Consider the following 19,658-nt stretch of genomic DNA (forward strand, 5'->3'; position numbering starts at 1 on the left):
ATGAAGGGGATTTCTCCCTGTTGGGAAGGCAGGGATCGCCTGCAAGGTATCCGGCAACTGCAACTTGCCAAGCCGGCACTGCCTTGCCTAAAGGCAACATCCGCAGGGTCTTTGTTTCAGGTTTCTGGATAATCCTGATGGATGGCTTAATCTCAATTTTGACTAACCGTTTGGGAACCGGAATGAAAAGACTGCGCAACCCCCGTACAGGGGTCGATCAGGGGGATATCGAAGTCTTTTCGGATTTCGAAGACAACGGTGAAATGTGGACCGGCTCCGGCCCGCGCGAGCGGCGCCGGTCGGTGGACTTCAGCGCAGTATTTGCCAGCCCGCCATCGGTGCATGTGTCGGTGTCGCTCTGGGATATGGACACCTCCGCCGCGATCCGGGCGGAACTGGTGGCGGAAAACGTCACTGTTGAAGGGTTTGAGATCGTCTTCCGCACTTGGGCCGACAGCCGCGCCGCCCGCCTGCGCGCCGGCTGGCTGGCAATCGGCGAGCTGCCCCATGTCGACGACTGGGACGTCGAATAAGGCGCGGCGCTAGACTTTGGCGGTCAGGGTTCCGGCCCGCAGCAGCTTTTGAAACTTGGGGCATTCCAGATGGCTGGGCGCCGGGCAGTCCGCCACATGCCGCAGCGCATCGCGCAGCGTTGTCAGCTCGCGGATCTGCGCCTCCAGCGCATCGGCGCGGGCGTGCAACTGGCCGCGCGGCAGATCCGGCTGGCCGTCCTTGCCAAACATCCCCGCAATCTCCCGCAGCGAAAATCCTGCGGCCTTGCCCATCGTGATCAGCGACAGCTGCAGCAGGGTCTCCCGGCCGAACTGCCGCCGCAGCCCCCTGCGTCCGATCGAAGTGATCAGCCCGACTTCCTCATAATACCGCAGCGCCGAGGCCGCCACGCCCGAGCGTTCCGCGACCTCGCCAATATCCAGAAGTTTCATCCTTGACCTCAAGCTGGCTTTAATTGGCAGGCTGCCACTCCGGAACAGATTGAACAAGGACATTCCCGGATGAACACGGAAAAAACATCTCTCTGGCAGGACCTAAAAGCCATTGCGCTATTGATGGCCGCCAGCCTTACGGTGATGGCCAATGCCACCATCAGCCCGGCGCTGGCCGGGTTGGAACAGGAATTCGCAGGCGTGTCCGATGCGGGCCTTCTGGTGCGGCTGCTGGTGACTGCACCATCCTTGGGGGTGATGCTGACGGCCCCGCTGGCGGGCTGGCTGACGGACCGCGCCGGGCGGCGCGGTGTGCTGCTGGCAGGGATCTGGCTGTTCATGCTGTGCGGCACCGCCGGGTTTTACCTGCCGGGCCTGCACATCATGCTGGCCAGCCGCTTTGGCCTCGGGGTAGCGGTGGCGCTGATCATGACGGCGCAAACCGCGTTGATTGGCGACTATTTCACCGGCGCGCGGCGTCAGGCACTGACCGGGCTGCAGATCTCGGCGCGCAATTTCGGAGGGCTGATCTTCATCGGGCTGGCCGGGCTGGCCGCCACCCTGTCACCGCGGCTGCCGTTTCTGATTTACGGGCTGGCTGTCTTTTGCCTTTACGCCACCTGGCGCTACGCGCCCGAACCGGCCCGCGGCCGCGCCGGGCAGGCACAGCCGGACGGGGCTGGGCAACTGTCCTGGCTGGGGCTGGTGATCGCGGTCTCCGCCCTGCAGATGCTGACCAATGGGCTGTTCTTTATGATGCCGACCCAGCTGCCGTTCTTCTTTGCGTCCCAGGGGCTCAACAGTGCGCTGATGACCGGGGCCGGGCTGGGTCTGCTGTCGCTTTGCGGCGGCATAACCGCGCTGCTTTATGCCCGCTTCAAGGGCGCGCTGCCGCATGCGGCCATCTTTGCCATGGGCTATGGCGCGCTGGCGCTTGGCTTTGCGGTTCTGGCGCAGGAGGGCAGCGCGGCGCTGTCTTTGGCGGGTGCCATGGCGGTTGGCGTTGGCTATGCCACGGTCTCGCCCGGTTTTGTCGCCATTACGCTGGCGCTGGCCCCGTCCGGGCGGCGCGGAACGGCGGGCGCAATCCTGACAGCATTGGTGTTCTGCGGTCAATTTCTGTCGCCCTTCGTCAGTACACCGGCCATCAGCCAATGGGGCTATGGCGCCACGTTCGGCGCCGCAGCGGCAGGTCTGGCGCTGATGGCTGGCGTGGCGCTTCTGATCAGCCTGAACACGGCCCGCCGCCGCGCTGCCCTGTGAAACAGAAAAAGCCCCGCACAAGGGCGGGGCTTTTGAACATCCGGAAAAACAGCAGCCTCAGCCGCCGTTGGACGTCAGGCTCTCGTAAATCGGCACCAGGGTCTTGTCCTCGAACAGCGACGACACGGATGTGCCGTGCCAGATGTTTAGGATCGCCTGGGTGAACAGCGGCGCGGTCGGCAGGATGCGGATATTGGGCGCGGCGGCCACGGCCTCGGTCGGCTGGATGGAATCGGTCAGCACCAGCGATTTCATCACCGAATTGGTGACGCGCTCAACCGCCGGGCCGCTCATCACGCCGTGGGTGATATAGGCGTGAACTTCCTTGGCGCCGTTGTCCAGCAGCACTTGCGCCGCCTTGCACAGGGTGCCGGCAGTGTCGCACATGTCGTCGATGATCAGGCAGATCTTGTCTTTCACATCGCCGATTACGGTCATCTCGGCCACTTCGCCGGCCTTTTCGCGGCGCTTGTCGACGATCGACAGCGGCGCGTTGATGCGCTTGGCCAGCTCGCGGGCGCGGGCCACACCACCCACATCCGGAGACACCACCATCAGCTCGTCCATGCTGTTCTTGAACTGGTTCTTCACATCGAGTGCAAAGATCGGCGAAGCGTAAAGGTTGTCCACCGGGATATCAAAGAAGCCCTGGATCTGCGCGGCGTGCAGATCCATGGTCAGCACCCGCTCGATGCCGGCACCGGTCAGCATGTTTGCCACCAGCTTGGCCGAGATCGGCGTGCGCGCCTTGGTGCGGCGGTCCTGGCGGGCATAGCCGAAGTAGGGGATCACCGCGGTGATACGCTGGGCCGAGGACCGGCGCAGTGCATCAGCGATGATCAGCAGCTCCATCAGGTTGTCATTGGCCGGGTTGGAGGTCGGCTGGATGATGAACATGTCCTCGCCGCGGACGTTCTCATAGACTTCGACGAAGATCTCGCCGTCATTGAACCGCTCGACGCGGGCATCCACCAGCCCCTGGTCAACACCGCGGTGCATGCTCATTCGGCGGGCGATGGTCTGGGCAAGAGGGAGGTTGGCGTTCCCAGCGATAAGCTTGGGTTCGTTCAAAGTCGGCATTGGCTGATATCCCCAGGCAGCAATGGCAATGTGTCAGATTCGTGATATTGAACCCCGCTTATCATGCACTTACCCTCGCGCAAAGTTCTAAGCGGGAGATACAGCCTATGGCAGCGTTCGATTTCTACTTCTCAACCTTGTCGCCCTTTGCCTATCTGGCCGGCACAAGGCCTTGGGAAATTGCCGCCCGCCACGGGGCGGAGGTAACCTGCAAGCCACTGGACATCCTGGCGCTGTTTGCCCGCACCGGCGGCACACCTCCGGGCGCGCGCCATCCCGCGCGCCAGGAATACCGTCTGGTTGAGCTGGAGCGGCAGGCGGTCAAGCTGGGCATGCCCGTCAATCTGAAACCGGCGCATTGGCCCGCCAACGCTGCACCCTCCTCATACGCCATCATTGCGGCGCAAGCCGCTGGCGGCGGCGACATGGGGCAGCTGGTGCATTCCATCCTGCGCGCCTGCTGGGCCGAGGAGAAGAACATTGCCGAGGACGCGGTGATCCGGACCTGTCTCGACGGCGCCGGCTTCGACCCCGCGCTGGCGGACAGCGGCCTTTTGGCCGGCGCAGAGACCTATGCGCAAAACCTCGAGGACGCAGTCAATGCCGGTGTATTCGGGGCGCCGTTCTGGCTGACCGCGGACGGGGCAAAGTTCTGGGGACAGGACCGGCTGGAAGACCTGGACGCGCATCTGGCGGGGCAGGCCGCGTGACAGGCAGGCAGACCGGACGGCCCGAGGGGATCTTCTCGCGCAACTTCGGCCAAGGGCCGCGCGACGTGCTGGCGGTGCATTGCTCGCTGGCCCATTCCGGCGCCTGGCGCCGCTTGGCGGGGGATATGGCGGAGGACATCACCCTCACCGCTTTCGACATGCTCAGCCATGGGCGCAGCCCGGACTGGGACGGCACGGGCAACTATCAGCTGCTGAACGCTGACGCAGGCCTTGCCTTGCTGCGCGAACCGGCGGATCTGATCGGGCATTCCTTCGGCGCCACCGTGGCCCTGCGCATGGCGATGGCCAGGCCGCATCTGGTGCGCAGCCTGACGCTGATCGAACCGGTGCTGTTTGCCGTGGCAAAATCCGATGCCCCGGCGGCATTCGCCGGCCTGGAAGCCGCCAACCGGCCCATTGATGCGGCCTGGGCAGCCGGGGATCTCGCGCTGATGGCGCGGCTGTTCAACCGGATGTGGGGGCCGGGAGAGCCGAATTGGCCCGACTTGCCCGAACCGGCCCGCGCTGCGATGATACGTGCAATCCCTGTGGTTCCGGCCTGCCACCCGGTGCTTTTTGACGACGAAAACGGCACCCTGGCCCCCGGCGCGCTGGATCCTGTTGCGATGCCTGTGCTGCTGCTTCACGGCAGTGAAAGCCCGGACGTGATCGGGGAAATTGTCCGGGGGTTCAGCCGTCGGATGGCCAATGCCCGTGCCGTATCGGTGCCCGGCGCGGGCCATATGCTGCCGGTGACGCATCCGCAGAAAACGGCGCAGCTGCTGCGGCAGTTCTGGCAGCCGGGCTGATCCGCTTATACCGCTGTTGCAAAACTAGGCAGAAGGCAGCAACCGGGAAAGCAACCGAAGGGAAGACACGGATGGCATCGAAAAAGAACCTGCTGAAAACGCTCCTCAAAGGGCTTGAAACCGGCGACCCCGCCGCTGCCGCCGTCGTTAACGAGGCGAAATATATCCAGCACAACCCGCAGACCCACGAGGGCAGCGAAGGTCTGGCGGAATTGTTCGCGCGCCTTGCCAGAACCTCTCCCAAGGTGGCTTTCAAACGAGTGTTCGAAGATGGCGATTTCGTCTTTGCGCATGTCGAATACGACTTCTCCTCGCTGCGGGCGGCGTTTGAAGTCTTCCGTTTTGAGGACGGCCGGGCGGTGGAGCATTGGGACAATATCCAGCCTCTGCGCGGGCCGAACCCGTCGGGGCGGGGCATGCAGGACGGCACCACCGAAATCACCGGTCTGAACCAGACAGAAAGCACCCGCGCCTTGGCCCGGAATTTCACTGAACAGGTGCTGATCAAGCGGCAGCTGGATTTGCTGCCGCAGTATGCCGCTGCAGATCTTATCCAGCATAGCCCGGACCTGCCGGACGGCTTGCCGGCCTTGCGAGACGCGCTGCAAGCTGTGGAAAACGGCAAACCCTGTATCCGGTACCAGCACCTCCACCGGGTTCTGGCCGAGGGCAATTTTGTGCTTTGTGCCAGCGAGGGCCGGTTGAACGGCGCCCATACCAGCTTCTATGACCTTTACCGTATTGAGTCCGGCAGGATCGCTGAACACTGGGACACGGTTGAGACCATCCCGCCGCGCAGTGAATGGAAAAATGATAACGGCAAGTTCTGACGCGTCCGCCTGCGCCGCCCTTTTCGTTCTGCGAGGTCCGGTCCTATACTGAGTGCCAGTTGGTTAATTGGCGGGAGGGTTACATGCCTGAACTGGAATTCTGGTATTCGATCGGCAGCACTTACAGCTACCTCACAGTGATGCGGATCACGGATGCGGCCGCCCGGGCCGGCGTGCTCGTGCGCTGGCGCCCCTTCAACGTCCGCCACGTCATGACGGTGCAGAACAACGTCCCCTTCAAGGACAAGCCGGAAAAGACCGCCTACATGTGGCGCGACATCGAACGCCGCGCGCAGCACTACGGATTTCATCCCAGGCTGCCGGCGCCTTACCCGCTGCCGGACTTGGTGCTGGCCAATCAAGTGGCCGCCCTGGGCGCGGCCGAAGGCTGGGGCCAAGCCTATACCCAGGCCGCTTACCGCTGCTGGTTTGAGGCCGGGCAGCCCGCCGGCGAAGACCCGAACCTGACCGCCAGTCTGGAGGCGTCCGGTCAGGATCCGGCCCGCGCGATCGCGGCGGCGCAATCGGAGCCGGTCATCCGGGCGCTGGCAGAGGCGACAGAGGAGGCTATGGCGCTAGGCATCTTCGGCGCCCCCAGCTTTGCCGTTAGCGGCGAGATTTTCTGGGGCGATGACCGGCTGGAGGACGCGTTGCTCTGGGCGCAAGGCGGCGGCTGAAACCGCACCTGCTGCTTCTTTCTGGGTTCAAATACTCGGGGGTGAGGGCCGTCCGGGAACGGGCCCGAGGGACCTTTCAGGCCCGAACGGGCGGCGCCCGATCTGTCAGGGCTGGGGTAAAGCCGCCTTATGACCTCAAAGCAGCGACAGAAAGGCCCGGATATTCTCTTGCGGAACCGACCAGTCGCAGACAAACCGGGCGGTGACCAGCTCATCTTCCGGCCCATGCAACGGCCCATCCCACAGATGATAGACCGCGCCCGCGGCAAACAGCCGCTGATGGGTGCTGCGGGGCAGGGCGGCAAAAATCATGTTGGCCTGGGCTGGATGGGTGAACCGGGCGCCCGCCGCTTGCAGCCCTTCGGCCAGCATCGCGCAGTTGCTATTGGCCGCACTGGCGTTTTCCAGCCACAGGTCATTGGTCAGATAGGCCAGCATCTGCGCCGACAGGTAACGGTGCTTGGAAAACAGATGCGCGCCGCGCTTGCGGCGGTACTCGAATTCCTGCGCGTGGCCGGGATCGAAGAAAATCACTGCCTCAACCCCCAGGCAGCCGTTCTTGGTGCCGCCAAAAGAGAGCGCCGACACGCCGGCCTTCCAGGTCATCTCGGCCGGCGTGCAGCCCAGAGAGATCAGCGCATTGGTGAACCGGGCGCCGTCCATGTGGACCGGCAGCGCGTAGTCGCTGGCCACGGCCCCCAGCGCTTCAATTTCCGGTACCGAATAAACCGTGCCGAGTTCGGTGACCTGCGACAGCGACACCGGCCCCCGCTGCGGCCCGTGGACACCGCGGACTTCCTCACCCTCAATCGCTGCGCGCAAAGTGTCCGGCGTCATCTTGTCCGCATCCGTCACCGGTGTCAGCTTGGCGCCACCTGTGAAGAACTCCGGCCCGTTGCATTCATCCTGCAGGATATGCGCGGGACGGGTGCAAAACACCGTCTGCCAGGGCTGCGCCAGGGTCGACAATGCCAGCACATTGGCCGCCGTGCCGGTGGCCACCAGATAGACCTCGGCCTCAGGCGCTTCAAAAATATCGCGGATTTTCGCCGCCGCTTCGACCATTTCCGCATCCGCGCCATAGCCCATGGCATAGCCCTGGTTGGCCCTGGCCAGCGCATCCAGGATTTGCCGCGGCACCGGGCCGGAATTATCAGAGGCAAAGTGCATTAGGCTTGATCCTTGTTTCTGAGCGGGATGCGCTGCAACTCCTGCCCGGGATGCGCCCCATCCCAAGCCGCTGTCAGCCCAAAGGCTCTTCGATGATGTGATCTTCCCACTCGTCTTCAGAGATTTCGAATTCGGATACGGTCCAGCCGCGCACCGACACCCCGGCCTCATGCACGCTGTCCGGTGTGCCGGTCTCCAGCGGGTGCCATTCCGGCAAGGGTTTGCCCTGCCACAACAGCCGGTAGGCGCAGGTTTCCGGCATCCAATAGGCGTGGGTATCCAGGTTCTCCGGCTTCAGCACGATGCATTCGGGCACAAACTGATGGCGGATCGGATACTGCGCGCAGCTGCAGCTGTCATCATCCAGCAGGCGGCAGGCGACACGGGTCAGGGCAACCGCGCCGGTCTCCTCGTCCTCCAGCTTGTTCAGGCAGCATTTGCCGCAGCCGTCGCACAGCGCTTCCCATTCCTTTTGGTTCAGCTTCGCAAGCGGCTTCTTCTCCCAGAACCGCTTGGCCAGACCCGACCGGTCGATCACGTCCTTGCCAGGTCTCATAGCGCCACCAGCAGTTCGCGGGACCGGCTGCAATCCGCATCCATCTGTTCGATCAGCGCCTCCAGCCCGTCAAACTTCAGCTCCGGCCGCAGGAAGGCCACCAGCGCAACCGACAGCGTTGCGCCATAGAGATCGCCGGAAAAATCAAACAGGAAGGTTTCGATATTCGGCACTACACCGTCAAACATCGGCCTGACCCCGATCGAGGCGGCCCCCAGATAACTGCCCGCATGCGGCCCGTCCAGCACGTCCACCAGCACCGCATAGACCCCGAACCGCGGCTGGTGCAGCCCCTCGATTGACATATTCGCGGTGGGAAAACCCAACTCGCGCCCGCGTTGCTCGCCGCCGATCACTACGCCCTCAATGCGGTGCCAGTGCCCCAGCATTTCCTTGGCATCCGCAGGGCGGCCTTCGCTCAGTGCATTGCGGATCGCGGTCGAGGACACAGCATGTTCGGAATATTCCATCAAGGGCGCAATGGTGACGCCAAAACCATACTGCGCGCCAAACCGCTGCAGGTCTTCGGCATTGCCCGCGCGCCTTTTGCCAAAGCAGAAATCAGCGCCCACCACCACATGCGCCAGCCCCAGCCCCCCGGCAATCACGTCGCGGGCAAATTCCTCCGGCGTCAGGCTCGACAATGCGGTGTTGAAATTCAGCTCGTAGAGATGCGTCACCCCCAGCTTCTCCAGCCGGTGGGCGCGGGTCTCGGCCCGCATCAGCCGGAACGGCGGCGCATCGGGCGCAAAATACTCGCGCGGATGCGGCTCAAACGTCATCACCCCCAGCGGCGCTCCGGGGGCTGCGCTGCGGGCCAGTTCGATCACCGACTGATGGCCTTGGTGCACGCCGTCGAAATTGCCGATGGCGACGGTGGCGCCCCGGTCCTGGTCTTCGACGAATTCATAATCTCTGACGATACGCATGGCGCATCCGTAGCGCCATGCGCCGGGCGGTTCAAGCGGCCAGTGGCAGGGCCGGGAAGGAGCGAGGGTGACCCCGCCTGGACGCTAACCGCGGGCGCCGGGCAAGCGCCTGTCCGCTCAACCGCACGGACAGGCGCCATTTCGAAATTTTTATCAACGAAAAGCCCGGTCCGTGAAAACGCCGGACTGCCACCTAAGCAGCATGCTCTGAGATTGATCTGGGACGTAGCAGCACTTCATCTGGTAGTGTTATCGTGTGCATAGGAGCGGGCCGATGAGAAGCGTGTTTGCAGTAGCGGCTGTCTGACGTCAGCACCTTTGGGACGGATTTGAGGATTTGAACACCGGAGGGGTTCTGGTTCATCGTAGCTTTCAAGGAGCGAAGATGAATAAGAAGCCCGGAACATCGAAGGACAGCGCTGACAAGCTTGTCACAAACATCCGCCGCAAAAACCCGCCAGACCTATTCTGCGGAAGAAAAGATCCGCGTGGTTTTGGCAGGTCTGCGTGGCGAGGAAAGCATTTCGGCGCTGTGCCGCCGCGAGGGCATCTCTGCAAGCCTGTATTACAGTTGGCCGAAAGACTTCCTGGAAGCCGGGAAACGGCGGCTTTCTGGCGATACGGCGCGTCAGGCGACTTCAGCTGAAGTGAAGGAGTTGCGCTCCGAGGCGTTGGCTTTGAAAGAATGCGTGGCTGACCTCACCCTGGAAAACCGTTTGCTGAAAATAGCATGACCGGGGCTGGGGAGTTCGAGGAATGAGATACCCAGCGTCCGAAAAACTGGAGATCATCCGCACGGTTGAGGGATCACATCTGCCCACCAGAATGACCCTCGACATGCAGGGCATTCCGCGCACGGCTTTCTACCGTTGGTATGATCGCTACGTTGAAGCGAGACTACGTCCGGGTCAATCCACTGCCTAACGCTGAAACTGTTCTGTCATTGATAGGAAAATGGATCGAAGACTATAACGAAGTGAACCGCCCCGGGTTTGCCGGAGGCTTCACCTCCTGATTAGGATGAAGCCACAATGAGCAAGACAACAAACAAGTATTCTCCTGAGGTCCGCGAGCGTGCGGTGCGGCTGGTGCTGGACAAGTGAGCCATTGAGGCGCCATTGGTTCGCGCCCAATGGCGAACGGCCAGCACAGTTCCCGTTGGCAGGCGATCATGTCGAGCTCCGCAAAGACCGGCTGTTCGGCGCATAAGCTGAATGAGTGGGTTAAGAAGGCAGAAGCCGACAGCGGCAAGCGGGCGGGCGTGCCAACAGATGCAGCCGGCAAGATGAAGGCGCTGGAGCGGGAGAACCGCGAGCAGCGCCGGGCGAACGAGATCCTCCGCAAAGCCTCCGCGTATTTTGCGATGGCGGCGCTCGGCCGCCGGTCGAAGTGATGGTGTCATTTACCGGCATGCATCGCGCGGAGCATGGGGGCGAGCCGATCTGCATTCGCCATTGCCGCTCGGACCAATGGCGGACAAAGGCTCGCTCATTGATGCCTATGCCCGCAAGATCGCCGGCCCCCTCCCGGCAGATCTGGCATGGCCAAATCGCCTGCCGGTCAATGGGTCGTGTCAGCACCCCGGCGCATGCCGGGTTCGTTCTCGATGCTCTGGAGCAGGCTGTTCACGAGCGGCGGCCCGCAAAGGCGATGGGGCTTGTTCACCACTCCGGCCGCCGTTCTCGGCGATGCTCGCATCGCCTGTCACGCAGTGGGTCAGCCAATACCTGTCGATCAAATACACAGAGCGGTTGGGAGAAGCTGGTATCGAGCCCTCTGCCGGCAGCGCCGGAGACAGTTGCGACAATGCCTTGGCCGAGACGATCAACGGCTTGTTCAAGGCCGAGGCCGTTCACCGCCGCGGCCCTTGGAGCAACTTCGAGGCAGCGGAATACGCAACACTCGAATGGGTGGACTGGTTCAACAGCCGCCGCCTGCTCGAGCCTATCGGGAACATTCCGCCGGCAGAAGCAGAGGCCAATTTCTACGCCGCCCTGGAAACTGAGGACATTGCCGCGTAACTAACTGAAATCAGCCTCTGGCAAACCCGGGGCGGTTCAAAAACCATCCGCATTCCGGCTTGAAATGGCGCTCGCCCCGCGAGTTCATTAGAGCCAAAACCGAAACCGCTTAGGTGTCCGGTTAAACGGGGGCTGGATCAGTGTCGATGGAAAACTTGCTGTGTCAGGTGTGTATAATCCCAAATACCGGCCGAAGTCGGCAAAGACGATTGATGGCAGGGTCATCCCCCGATTTTAAGGGGATGCGGAAGTAGAATTTTCTCGGCAGGATGAACGAGGAGATTCCGATGAAGAAGACCCGATTCACAGAAGCCCAGATCATGGGTGTGCTGCGCCAGATGGAGGGCGGTGTGCCTGCCGCCGAGCTGTGCCGCGAGCACGGGAGTGAGGTGGAATAGGAATTGATCCAGTGGATCAATTCCCCGCCGAACCAGCGCCACGCTGTACAAGTGGCGAGCGAAGTACGGCGGCATGGACGCCAGTCTCATCAGTGAGAGCGAGCCTTTGTCCGCCATTGATCCGAGGGCAATGGCGAGCGGCGATGGCCGAGGAGAACCGGCGGCTGAAGCGCATGTACGCTGACGTCAGCATGCAGAACGACCTGGAAGGAGGCGCTCGGATAAGTAAGATCCTGAACGCCACTGGTTCGAGAGAAGGATCGAACGATCCGGCCATCCATTGCCCGGCAGGGCATTGCGAAGCAATGTCCCGAGAGGGTCAACGCCGAGAGTTGGCCGTGAAAGCGGTGGCGATGAAGGGCGTCAGCATTGCGCTGGCATGCCGGGCGTTCGATGTCAGTGAGACGTGCTATCGGTACAGCCCGGAACTGGACGAGGAGAACGAGCAAATCGCCGACCTGCTTCTTGGACTGACGGCTGCAAGGAAGACTTGGGGCTTTGGCCTGTGTTTCCTGTATCTGCGCAACGTGCAGGGTCATAGGTGGAACCACAAGCGGGTTTACCGGATCTACCGCGAGCTGGAGCTGAACCTGCGGATCAAGCCGCGCAAGCGTCTGAAGCGGGAAAAGCCGGACGAACTGGCTGTGCCTGAGGCCCCGAATGAGGTCCGGTCGATGGGCTTCATGGCCGACAGGCTGGGGGGTGGAGGGCAATTCCGGCTGCTGAACGTTCTGGACGACTTCAACCGCGAAGGGTTGGGCATTGAGATCGGCTTTTCACTGCCTGCGGAACGGGTTGTTCGAGCCCTGAACCAGATCATCGAATGGCGTGGTGCCCCTGGGACAATTCGAGCCGGCAACAGCCCGGAATACGTCAGTGGCACCCTCATGGAATGGGCCGAGAACCGGGGCATCACCCTGGCCTGCATCCAGCCCGGAAAGCCCCAGCAGAACGCCTATGTCGAGCGCTGCAACCGGACGGTCCGGCACGAATGGCTTCTGCGGATGGCTCCTGCATTGCAAGAGTTTATTGTGACTTCAACGGTGGTCTGTCAGTACAGTCGTCTGTCCGGCCTGTTTGCGCAGCATTTTCAAAATACTGCTGGCCCTGATGTGTTCCGCAAGCGAGGTTCCAATCGGGTTAACGAACTCTGAGGTTCACGCCATTCGCCGGAGTGTCCTGGCTCTTGGTTGACTTGTTCCGCGTCATCACTTCTTTCGTCTTGCATCTCGTGGCGGCGCTGCCGCGTTATGCGACGGGCTGCCGGTAGTTCTGTTTTTTTGTCAGAATTGCCCAGATAACCCGCGCTGACTTGTTGGCCATCGCAATGGTCGCCAGCCGGAATGGTTTTTGTACGAGGATATTAGCGGTCCACCGGTCGGCGCGCTCGGGATGGGTTTTGGCTTGCAAGGCGCGCGACGTCATACCAACGACCAGCAACTTGCGGAGGTACCTGTCGCCCATTTTCGTGATCTTGCCGAGCTTCTCTTTGCCACCGCTGGACTTGTTGCGCGGGGTCAAGCCCAGCCATGCAGCAAGATCCCGACCAGTTCTGAACTGGTGCCCGTCGCCAATTGTCGCGACCATGGCTGACGCTGTAATTGGCCCGACACCCGGTATGCGCGTCAGGCGGCGGCAGTTTGCGTCAAGCAACGCATGTCGTTTGATGAGCTGGGTGTATCCGTCGATCCGCGCATTGAGCCCCAGCAGCTGATAGCACAGCGTTCCCAGAATACCGTTGGCTAACTCGGGCATGTCCAATTGATCCCCATCCATATGGCTTTGCGAAAAGCGGTTCACGGCTTCTACGCCTGCCGGCAGAACATGCCCAAATTCTCGCAGGATGCTAAGGATCGTGTTTACAACCTGAGTTCTCTGCCGGACCACGAGGTCGCGGGTGCGATGCACGGTAAGGAATGCCTGTTGGTCCTTCGACTTTATCTCAACAAACCGCATTGATGGCCGCCGGACTGCTTCGCAGATCGTCTCAGCATCAACCGCATCGGTCTTGCCGCGCTTCACATAAGGTTTGACATAGAACGCTGGCATCAGGCGGACATCGTGCCCGAGCTTGCGCAGCTCACGGCCCCAGTAATGTGCCGATCCGCACGCTTCCATGCCAACGGTGCAGCGCGGCAGGGTTTCGAAAAATGTCAGCAGCTTCGCCCGCCTAATTGTCTTCTTGAAAATCACGCGTCCATTCTCGGAAATTCCGTGAACCTGAAACACATCCTTGGCCAAATCCAGGCCGACTGTTTTAACTGTCATAGGGTGGCTCCTCTCCTGGCAGGCCATGACAACTGCATTATGGCGCATTGCGACGCCGGGGGAGCAGGAGCCATCCACTCCATCCGGACTTATACATTTTCGAAAGCATCGAAGAGGTCCAGCAGATTGCCACCGGGTGGCTCTGGTCCTACAGCCATGAACGCCCGAACATGGGCAACGGCGGGATGACACCTGCACAGAAACTGAAGATGGCCGCGTAAATTCTACGACCAAGCCCCCGCAAAAACGGGGGGATTACCGCAGGAGGGGCGCCAATCCAGAGTTCGAACTGCCGCAATCGTTCTACTTTAAACATGGCGTGTATGCACGAAAACGGTTCAACTTCGTGCTGACTTCGGAAGGGATGAAAATGGCACGCGAGAGGTAGCGTACGGGCAGGAGAGGTAAGCAAAATAATACCGTTGCGCCTATACTATTTCCCCCGTTGCGCCCCCACCGTTCGCCCCCTTCATACAATCTTCACCCCGCTTTGCCAGACTGCCAGACGGTCGAGATCACCCGCCACGTTCCCGCGCGCGGGGCCATGATACGATGCGCAGGCATCTGTCTGAAGTGGTCCCGGTTTTCTGGACAGGTCAGCGGCTGATCTAAGGTGTATCCCGGTTAGTTTTCATGCCGCCAATTTCTGATCTCGACCGCGCCAATATGCCTCCTTCGGCGTTCTGCGCTCAAGGGAAGAATGGGGCCGTTCGGTGTTGTAAAATGCCATCCAGTTGCTGATGACCCGCCGGGCCTGAAAGCCGTCCTGGATTTCCTCGAGATAGGCCGCTTCCTGTTTCAGGGACCGCCACAGGCGTTCGATGAAGATGTTGTCCATGTACCGTCCGCGGCCATCCATCGAGATACGCACCCCGGCCTCGGTCAGTGAAGTGATCCAAGCCAATCCGGTGAGCTGGGAGCCATGATCGGTATTCATGATCTCGGGCGGACCGAATTTGGCGATGGCCTCCTTCAAAGCGTCAACGCAGAAGTCCGCGTGCATCGTGTTCGACAGCCGCCAGCTTAGCACCTTGCGCGTGGCCCAATCCATGATTGCGACCAGATAGAGGAAGCCGCGCTTCACCGGGATGAAGGTGATGTCGGCGCACCAGACCTGGTTGGGCCGGTCGATCTTTTTCTTTCTCAGCAAATACGGAAAGATCGGGTGTTGCGGATGCGGCTGGCTGGTTCGCGGCCGCTTGTAAATCGCCTCAAGACCCATCCTGGCCATCAGGCGGCGCACGCGATGGCGCCCAACAGTTTTGCCTTCCCGGCGCAGATATGCCGCGATCTGGCGCGACCCGAAGAACGGATACTTCGTGAACACGCGATCGATCTCATTCATCATCGCAAGCGTGTCAGGGTTGATCCCGGTCGGCGTGTAATAGAACCCGGAGCGGCTGAGCTGAACCAGCTTGCACTGCTGGCTGATGCTGAGCTTCGGGTGATCGCGACGGATCATGGCGCGCTTCTTGCCGGGGCTCACCTTTTGAGCCCTTCTGACAAAAAATCATTCTCGACTGCCAACCTCCCGATCTTGGCATGCAGTTCTTTGACCTCCGCTTCCGTTGGGCCGCTTTGCTTACCACCGGAGAACACGTCCGCCATCCCATCAATGGCCTGCCGCTTCCAGGTGCTGACCTGGTTCGGGTGCAGCTGATGCTTCGCTGCGATCTCCTGAACGGTCTTGTCACCGCGCAGCGCCTCAAGCGCAACCTTGGCTTTAAACTGATCTGTAAAGTTCCGCCGCTGCGCCATTTTCGTATCCCTTCAAAGGTTTGGGATACACTTTAGCCAACTGTCCGGTTTCCTGGGGCCACTTCAGTGTGGCTGCCCGCGTAACACCTGGAGACCGGCCCTGATAAAAATGGAGTCGTTCAGGATATCCTGTTCGAGCAGGCCTCGAGAGAGGGTCTGTCCACCCCCACCCGGCGGCGGCGCCACCCTAAACGGGGTTCAGCGCAGTACCGAACGGAACGAACGAAATGAACAAGTCCAGATAAGCAAAACCGCCAAGGGCAACGGCCCCCGGCGGCTGAACCTGTTGACAAAGAGAGGTGGACTCAGTCGAATTTGCGCGACGGTGCCATCACCATGGCCTCGCCCACCAGCACCTTCTTGCCGCCGACGATGCAGCGGCACTCCAGTTTCACCCGGCGTTTGTCGATCACGATGTCGGTCACCTCGACCTCCGCCAGCACCAGATCACCGGGGCGCACCGGGGCCAGGAACTTCAGCGACTGGCTCATATAGATGGTGCCATGGCCGGGCAGCTGTTCGCCGATCACCGCCGAAATCAGTCCCGCAGTCAGCATCCCATGGGCAATCCGGCCCTCGAAAATGGTGTCTTGGGCGTATTCATCATCCAGATGCACCGGATTGCGGTCGGTCGAGACCTCGGCGAACTTCTCGATGTCCTCATCGGTGATGACCTTGCGCAGGTAACGCACCATGCCCATTTCGATGTCTTCAATGCAGATGGTTCCGCGCGGCATGTTGTCCAACATCTCATCCTCCATTCGCCTGGTCCTGATCTTCGGGCCTGATCACCTGGCCCGATCGTGTGGTGTGACCGCTTGGCGTTGTAACTTTTGCGCGCCGGATTGGCCGCTTGCGCAACTTTATTACTTTGCAGATGCAGAAAATCAAGAAGTTTCTGACACAAGAAAACCCTGCCGGTTTGAGCGAGGTTTGCTCAGAGCAGAGCGTGTTCCGTACTGGGCAGGTGGTTGACGCAGGCAGTTTTACCGAAGGAAGCCAATGGCATATGTGGGTGCGGACTGTTCATGCGCCAGATAGGTCTGCAGCGCGTCCGCGTCCGGCTGGACTGATGTCTTTGTTTCTCTGGCCGCAAGCCCGCCGGTGATGAACAGGGAATCGATGCTTTCGCCCATGGCGCCGGCAATATCCGTATGCGGCCCGTCGCCGATCGCTAGGATCTCGGAATCAGCAAAGTCATGGCCCAACTCGGTCAGACGCCGCCGCGCCAGATCATAGATCGGCGGATGCGGCTTGCCGAAATACAGGCTCTCGCCGCCCATCTCTGTATAGAGCCGCGCCAAGGCACCGGCACACCATTCCCGCTTTTCGCCGCGGTCCACCACGATATCCGGGTTGGCGCACAACAGCTTCATGCCCATCTGCTTGGCGTAAAGGAAATCCGCCTGGTTCACCTCCGGGTCTGCCATGGTGTCAAACGGACCGCAGCAGACAATGCCCTCGGCCTCTTTGAGCGGCACCCGGGTGATTTCCACCGGTTCATGGATCACATGCAGCGGCTCAAAGAACCCTGCATCCCGCTCCCATTCCCCCATGAAATAGACCGATGTGCCAACCGCGCCGGTGAACATCGCCGCCCGGGCGCTGTCGCCGCTGGTCGAGATGGTGTCATAGGCATCATCCGGCACGTTGAACTGTCCCAGCTGCGCCGCCACGCCTGCGCGCGGTTTCGGTGAATTGGTCACCAGCACCACGATGCCGCCCTGCTTCCGGTAGGCCTGCAACGCTGCTACGGCGTCAGGAAAGGCGGTGATCCCGTTATGCACGCAGCCCCAGAGATCGACAAACAGCGCCTTGTAACGGCCGGAGACTTCGGACAGGGAGTTGATGATTTGGGTCATGGCCGGGCCTTCTCGCGCGTGAATATTCTGCTGGCCCAGCTATGGCAGAGGCGGCGCCGGAAGGCCAGTGCGGCAGTGCGGTAGTATCCGCCAGCGGCCGGGAAACCCGCTGCGCCGCCCCCCGCCGCGACGCTTGTGCACTCTGCCTGGCACACCCTGCGCTTTTGCAATTCTGAAGGTCCAATGTTTTCTTAAGAACTCCCTCATAAGGTGAGTCTCAGGCAACTCAATGGTGTGTTAGTGATGTTCCGTAATCTTCCGATAAAAACACGGCTGGTCATTTCCGGTGTGGTTTCGACTGTTTCTGTCCTGGTGCTTGCGGCGATGTCCGTCTACAGCCTGTGGCAAAGCGAACTTGAACTTGAACGGCAAATCAGTGCCACGGCGGTCGTCCGCCATGAGCTGATGGCCGACAAGATGCACGATGCGATCGAGGCTGGCACGATGCACGCGCTGCTTGTTGGACCGGACGGGCCGGCCGCCAAAAAGGAACGCTTGCAGGACAAGCTTGTCCGCGACATTCAAAGCCTCCGGGATGCGGTGGCGGCCTTGCAAAAGGTCGAAATGTCCGATTCAATCCGTCAGAAAGTGGCAGAGCTTGCTCCGTCGGCGGAAATCTTCATTCAAGCGGCTCAGGCCGTTGAAGGCCTGGCCTATACTGATCCTGCCGCAGCTGAGGCAGCGCTGCCCAAGCTGCAAGAACAATATGAGGTTCTCAATCAGCTGTTGGCGCCGCTGGGCAAGGACATAAAGACATTTGCTGAGAAAACGGCGCAGCAGGCGCGGGCCCATGACATGCAGCTGCTTTACCTGCTGATCGGGTTTTCCGCAGCGGGGCTGCTGGTGATTGCCTGGAACGCGCGGCAGGTGACCCTGACGATTGAGCGCCCGATTGGCCGGCTGCGCGGGGTTCTGCGGGAAGTGGCAGAAGGTGATCTGGGGCTTAAGGTTGCCGACCGGATGCGCGCGGATGATTTCGGTGAAATTGCCAAGGACATCGACGCTGTGTCGGGCCGGGTTATTGCTGCGCTGGACGAACAGAACGCCCGGCGCGAAGAAAGCGAACAGGTCATCGACCGGTTGCGCAGTGGTCTCAAGCGGTTGTCCGACGGCGATCTCAGCGACCGGATCACTGAACAATTCAGCGCCGATTACGATCCGCTGCGGGTGAACTTTAATGAGACCGTCGACAAGCTGAATGAGCTGATGGCCGACGTGGTTCAGGCAGGCGCCCGCATTCAGCGGCAGTCCGATGAAATTCAGACCGCCTCTGAGGAGCTTTCGGGCCGCACCGAAAGCCAGGCCGCCACGCTGGAAGAAACCGCAGCAGCGCTGGAAGAAATGACCGCGAGTGTCAATTCTTCGGCGCGCAATGCGCAGGAGGTGCAATCCGCGGTGGAAACCGCGCGCTCGGATGTCGAAAACAGCGGCCGCGTGGTCGAAGGCGCAATTGCTGCAATGAATGAGATTGAAAATTCTTCGAACCAGATATCGCAGATCATCGGTGTGATTGACGACATTGCCTTCCAGACCAATCTGCTGGCGCTGAATGCCGGGGTTGAGGCCGCGCGGGCAGGCGAGGTCGGACGCGGCTTTGCGGTGGTGGCCTCCGAAGTGCGGGCGCTGGCACAGCGGTCCTCGGATGCGGCCAATGAAATCAAGACGCTGATCAGTGCCAGCACGGCGCATGTGCAGGACGGGGTGCAGAAGGTGGACGGCGCGGGCAAGGCGCTGACGACCGTCGTCAGCCAGGTGACCAATATTGCTGATCTGGTTTCGGGTATCTCCAGTGAGTCCGCCGAACAGGCACAGGGGCTGAACGAGATCAACATCGGCGTTTCCCAGCTGGATTCGGTAACCCAGCAGAATGCCTCAATGGTCGAGGAATCCGGATCCGCGATCCGCGCCATGACCAATGAGACCGTGGGGCTGAACCAGGTGGTCGGCCAGTTTGTCCTGCGCGACGGCCCGCCGGCGGCGCAACCGGCTCGCCCGGCGGACTCCTGGGCGGATCAGCCTGCTGCCGCAGTGCCGGCGCCAGCGGATCCGCCGCAGCCGGTGGCGGATGCTGATGACGTCGGCTTTGACGGCACCCGCTGGGAGGATTTCAATGATGGCAGCGAAGTCTGGCCCCCGGCAGAGGATGCGCCTCAGGCCCAGTCCGCCTGAGGTCCTTCCGCGAATGTTGGGTAACGGAGGGTGGCGCCCGCCCGCCCGCCGCAACGCGGAGAAACAGATCAGGGGGAAACAGCTGGGCGCGCTTGTTCCGCAAGATCAGCAACGCCCGGGGCTGTGATGCCGGCAGGGCAACAGCGGGCCAATCTCGGAAATAAACCCGTTCCGCAAAGAAAAAAGGCGCCCCGCGGGGCGCCTTCTGCAGTCC

17 protein-coding genes, 5 pseudogenes and 1 other annotated feature are annotated in these 19,658 nt (G+C 61.3%); of the genes and pseudogenes, 13 read left to right on the forward strand and 9 right to left on the reverse strand.

Annotated features, from left to right (window positions below):
• The first annotated feature begins 182 nt into the window (after positions 1-182).
• Positions 183-533: an H-type lectin domain-containing protein gene (locus AQUI_RS0114200; protein ID WP_027258098.1), complete on the forward strand. Its 351-nt coding sequence runs from the start codon at positions 183-185 to the stop codon at positions 531-533.
• A 9-nt stretch (positions 534-542) separates the two neighbouring features.
• Here the strand turns inward: AQUI_RS0114200 and AQUI_RS0114205 are convergent, their stop codons facing one another.
• Entirely contained in the window at positions 543-944 is a 402-nt protein-coding gene (locus AQUI_RS0114205) for a helix-turn-helix domain-containing protein (RefSeq protein ID WP_027258099.1), read from the reverse strand.
• A 69-nt stretch (positions 945-1,013) separates the two neighbouring features.
• Between AQUI_RS0114205 and AQUI_RS0114210 the strand changes: the two genes are divergently transcribed.
• The gene (locus AQUI_RS0114210) at positions 1,014-2,207 is read left to right on the forward strand and encodes an MFS transporter (RefSeq protein ID WP_027258100.1); all 1,194 of its coding nucleotides are present in this window, start codon (positions 1,014-1,016) and stop codon (positions 2,205-2,207) included.
• 57 nt (positions 2,208-2,264) lie between these two features.
• On the opposite strand, the gene AQUI_RS0114215 is transcribed toward AQUI_RS0114210, so the two are convergent.
• A complete protein-coding gene (locus tag AQUI_RS0114215; RefSeq protein WP_027258101.1) occupies positions 2,265-3,287 on the reverse strand; it encodes a ribose-phosphate pyrophosphokinase in 1,023 nt (340 codons plus the stop codon).
• Between the two features lie 107 nt (positions 3,288-3,394).
• Here AQUI_RS0114215 and AQUI_RS0114220 point away from each other — a divergent pair, with 107 nt between their 5' ends.
• The 4 genes from AQUI_RS0114220 to AQUI_RS0114235 all read left to right on the forward strand — a co-directional run bounded on the left by AQUI_RS0114220 (position 3,395) and on the right by AQUI_RS0114235 (position 6,313).
• Entirely contained in the window at positions 3,395-3,997 is a 603-nt protein-coding gene (locus AQUI_RS0114220; protein ID WP_027258102.1) for a 2-hydroxychromene-2-carboxylate isomerase, read from the forward strand.
• Entirely contained in the window at positions 3,994-4,806 is an 813-nt protein-coding gene (locus AQUI_RS0114225; RefSeq protein WP_035919990.1) for an alpha/beta fold hydrolase, read from the forward strand. The genes AQUI_RS0114220 and AQUI_RS0114225 overlap by 4 nt, the downstream gene beginning before the upstream one ends.
• A gap of 71 nt (positions 4,807-4,877) precedes the next feature.
• Positions 4,878-5,636 (forward strand): nuclear transport factor 2 family protein, encoded by a 759-nt coding sequence (locus AQUI_RS0114230; protein ID WP_027258104.1) that lies wholly within the window; start codon positions 4,878-4,880, stop codon positions 5,634-5,636.
• 83 nt (positions 5,637-5,719) lie between these two features.
• Positions 5,720-6,313 (forward strand): 2-hydroxychromene-2-carboxylate isomerase, encoded by a 594-nt coding sequence (locus AQUI_RS0114235; protein WP_027258105.1) that lies wholly within the window; start codon positions 5,720-5,722, stop codon positions 6,311-6,313.
• Between the two features lie 135 nt (positions 6,314-6,448).
• Here the strand turns inward: AQUI_RS0114235 and AQUI_RS0114240 are convergent, their stop codons facing one another.
• The 3 genes from AQUI_RS0114240 to AQUI_RS0114250 form a co-directional block, all read right to left on the reverse strand.
• A complete protein-coding gene (locus tag AQUI_RS0114240; protein ID WP_027258106.1) occupies positions 6,449-7,483 on the reverse strand; it encodes a threonine aldolase family protein in 1,035 nt (344 codons plus the stop codon).
• Positions 7,484-7,556: 73 nt separating this feature from the next.
• On the reverse strand, positions 7,557-8,039 hold the full coding sequence (locus tag AQUI_RS0114245) for a YcgN family cysteine cluster protein (RefSeq protein WP_035919992.1): 483 nt from the start codon (positions 8,037-8,039) through the stop codon (positions 7,557-7,559).
• The gene (locus AQUI_RS0114250) at positions 8,036-8,968 is read right to left on the reverse strand and encodes a bifunctional riboflavin kinase/FAD synthetase (RefSeq protein ID WP_027258108.1); all 933 of its coding nucleotides are present in this window, start codon (positions 8,966-8,968) and stop codon (positions 8,036-8,038) included. Before AQUI_RS0114250 ends, AQUI_RS0114245 begins: the two co-directional genes overlap by 4 nt.
• A gap of 385 nt (positions 8,969-9,353) precedes the next feature.
• On the opposite strand from AQUI_RS0114250, the pseudogene AQUI_RS28040 reads away from it, so the two are divergent.
• From AQUI_RS28040 to AQUI_RS30065, 5 genes and pseudogenes are all read left to right on the forward strand, one after another.
• Positions 9,354-9,853: pseudogene (locus AQUI_RS28040) on the forward strand (transposase); the annotation flags it as partial.
• Positions 9,846-9,983 (forward strand): annotated as a pseudogene (locus tag AQUI_RS32490) (IS3 family transposase); the annotation flags it as partial. The pseudogenes AQUI_RS28040 and AQUI_RS32490, both read left to right, overlap by 8 nt.
• Positions 9,984-10,139: 156 nt before the next feature.
• Positions 10,140-10,361 (forward strand): hypothetical protein, encoded by a 222-nt coding sequence (locus AQUI_RS32495; protein ID WP_425411816.1) that lies wholly within the window; start codon positions 10,140-10,142, stop codon positions 10,359-10,361.
• Positions 10,319-10,437: a sequence feature (AL1L pseudoknot), on the forward strand. It overlaps the preceding gene by 43 nt.
• A gap of 100 nt (positions 10,438-10,537) precedes the next feature.
• A pseudogene (locus tag AQUI_RS32500) lies at positions 10,538-10,989 on the forward strand (integrase core domain-containing protein); the annotation flags it as partial.
• A gap of 287 nt (positions 10,990-11,276) precedes the next feature.
• Positions 11,277-12,541, forward strand: a pseudogene (locus AQUI_RS30065) (IS3 family transposase).
• Between the two features lie 94 nt (positions 12,542-12,635).
• Here the strand turns inward: AQUI_RS30065 and AQUI_RS0114280 are convergent.
• Entirely contained in the window at positions 12,636-13,655 is a 1,020-nt protein-coding gene (locus AQUI_RS0114280) for an IS110 family RNA-guided transposase (RefSeq protein WP_027258110.1), read from the reverse strand.
• Between the two features lie 92 nt (positions 13,656-13,747).
• Between AQUI_RS0114280 and AQUI_RS30780 the strand changes: the two are divergent.
• A pseudogene (locus tag AQUI_RS30780) lies at positions 13,748-13,876 on the forward strand (IS3 family transposase); the annotation flags it as partial.
• A 410-nt stretch (positions 13,877-14,286) separates the two neighbouring features.
• Here AQUI_RS30780 and AQUI_RS0114285 read toward each other — a convergent pair.
• From AQUI_RS0114285 to AQUI_RS0114300, 3 genes are all read right to left on the reverse strand, one after another.
• A protein-coding gene (locus AQUI_RS0114285) for an IS3 family transposase (protein WP_245596923.1) occupies positions 14,287-15,413 on the reverse strand; the annotation gives its coding sequence in 2 pieces (ribosomal slippage) (positions 14,287-15,143 and positions 15,143-15,413; 1,128 coding nt in all).
• 305 nt (positions 15,414-15,718) lie between these two features.
• On the reverse strand, positions 15,719-16,162 hold the full coding sequence (locus AQUI_RS0114295; RefSeq protein ID WP_027258113.1) for a MaoC family dehydratase: 444 nt from the start codon (positions 16,160-16,162) through the stop codon (positions 15,719-15,721).
• Between the two features lie 237 nt (positions 16,163-16,399).
• Entirely contained in the window at positions 16,400-17,275 is an 876-nt protein-coding gene (locus AQUI_RS0114300; protein ID WP_027258114.1) for a TIGR01459 family HAD-type hydrolase, read from the reverse strand.
• Positions 17,276-17,518: 243 nt separating this feature from the next.
• On the opposite strand from AQUI_RS0114300, the gene AQUI_RS28065 reads away from it, so the two are divergent.
• On the forward strand, positions 17,519-19,444 hold the full coding sequence (locus AQUI_RS28065) for a methyl-accepting chemotaxis protein (RefSeq protein WP_035919996.1): 1,926 nt from the start codon (positions 17,519-17,521) through the stop codon (positions 19,442-19,444).
• Positions 19,445-19,658 lie beyond the last annotated feature (214 nt).

It is taken from the genome of Leisingera aquimarina DSM 24565 (assembly GCF_000473165.1).
In the GTDB taxonomy this organism is placed as follows: Bacteria; Pseudomonadota; Alphaproteobacteria; order Rhodobacterales; family Rhodobacteraceae; genus Leisingera; species Leisingera aquimarina.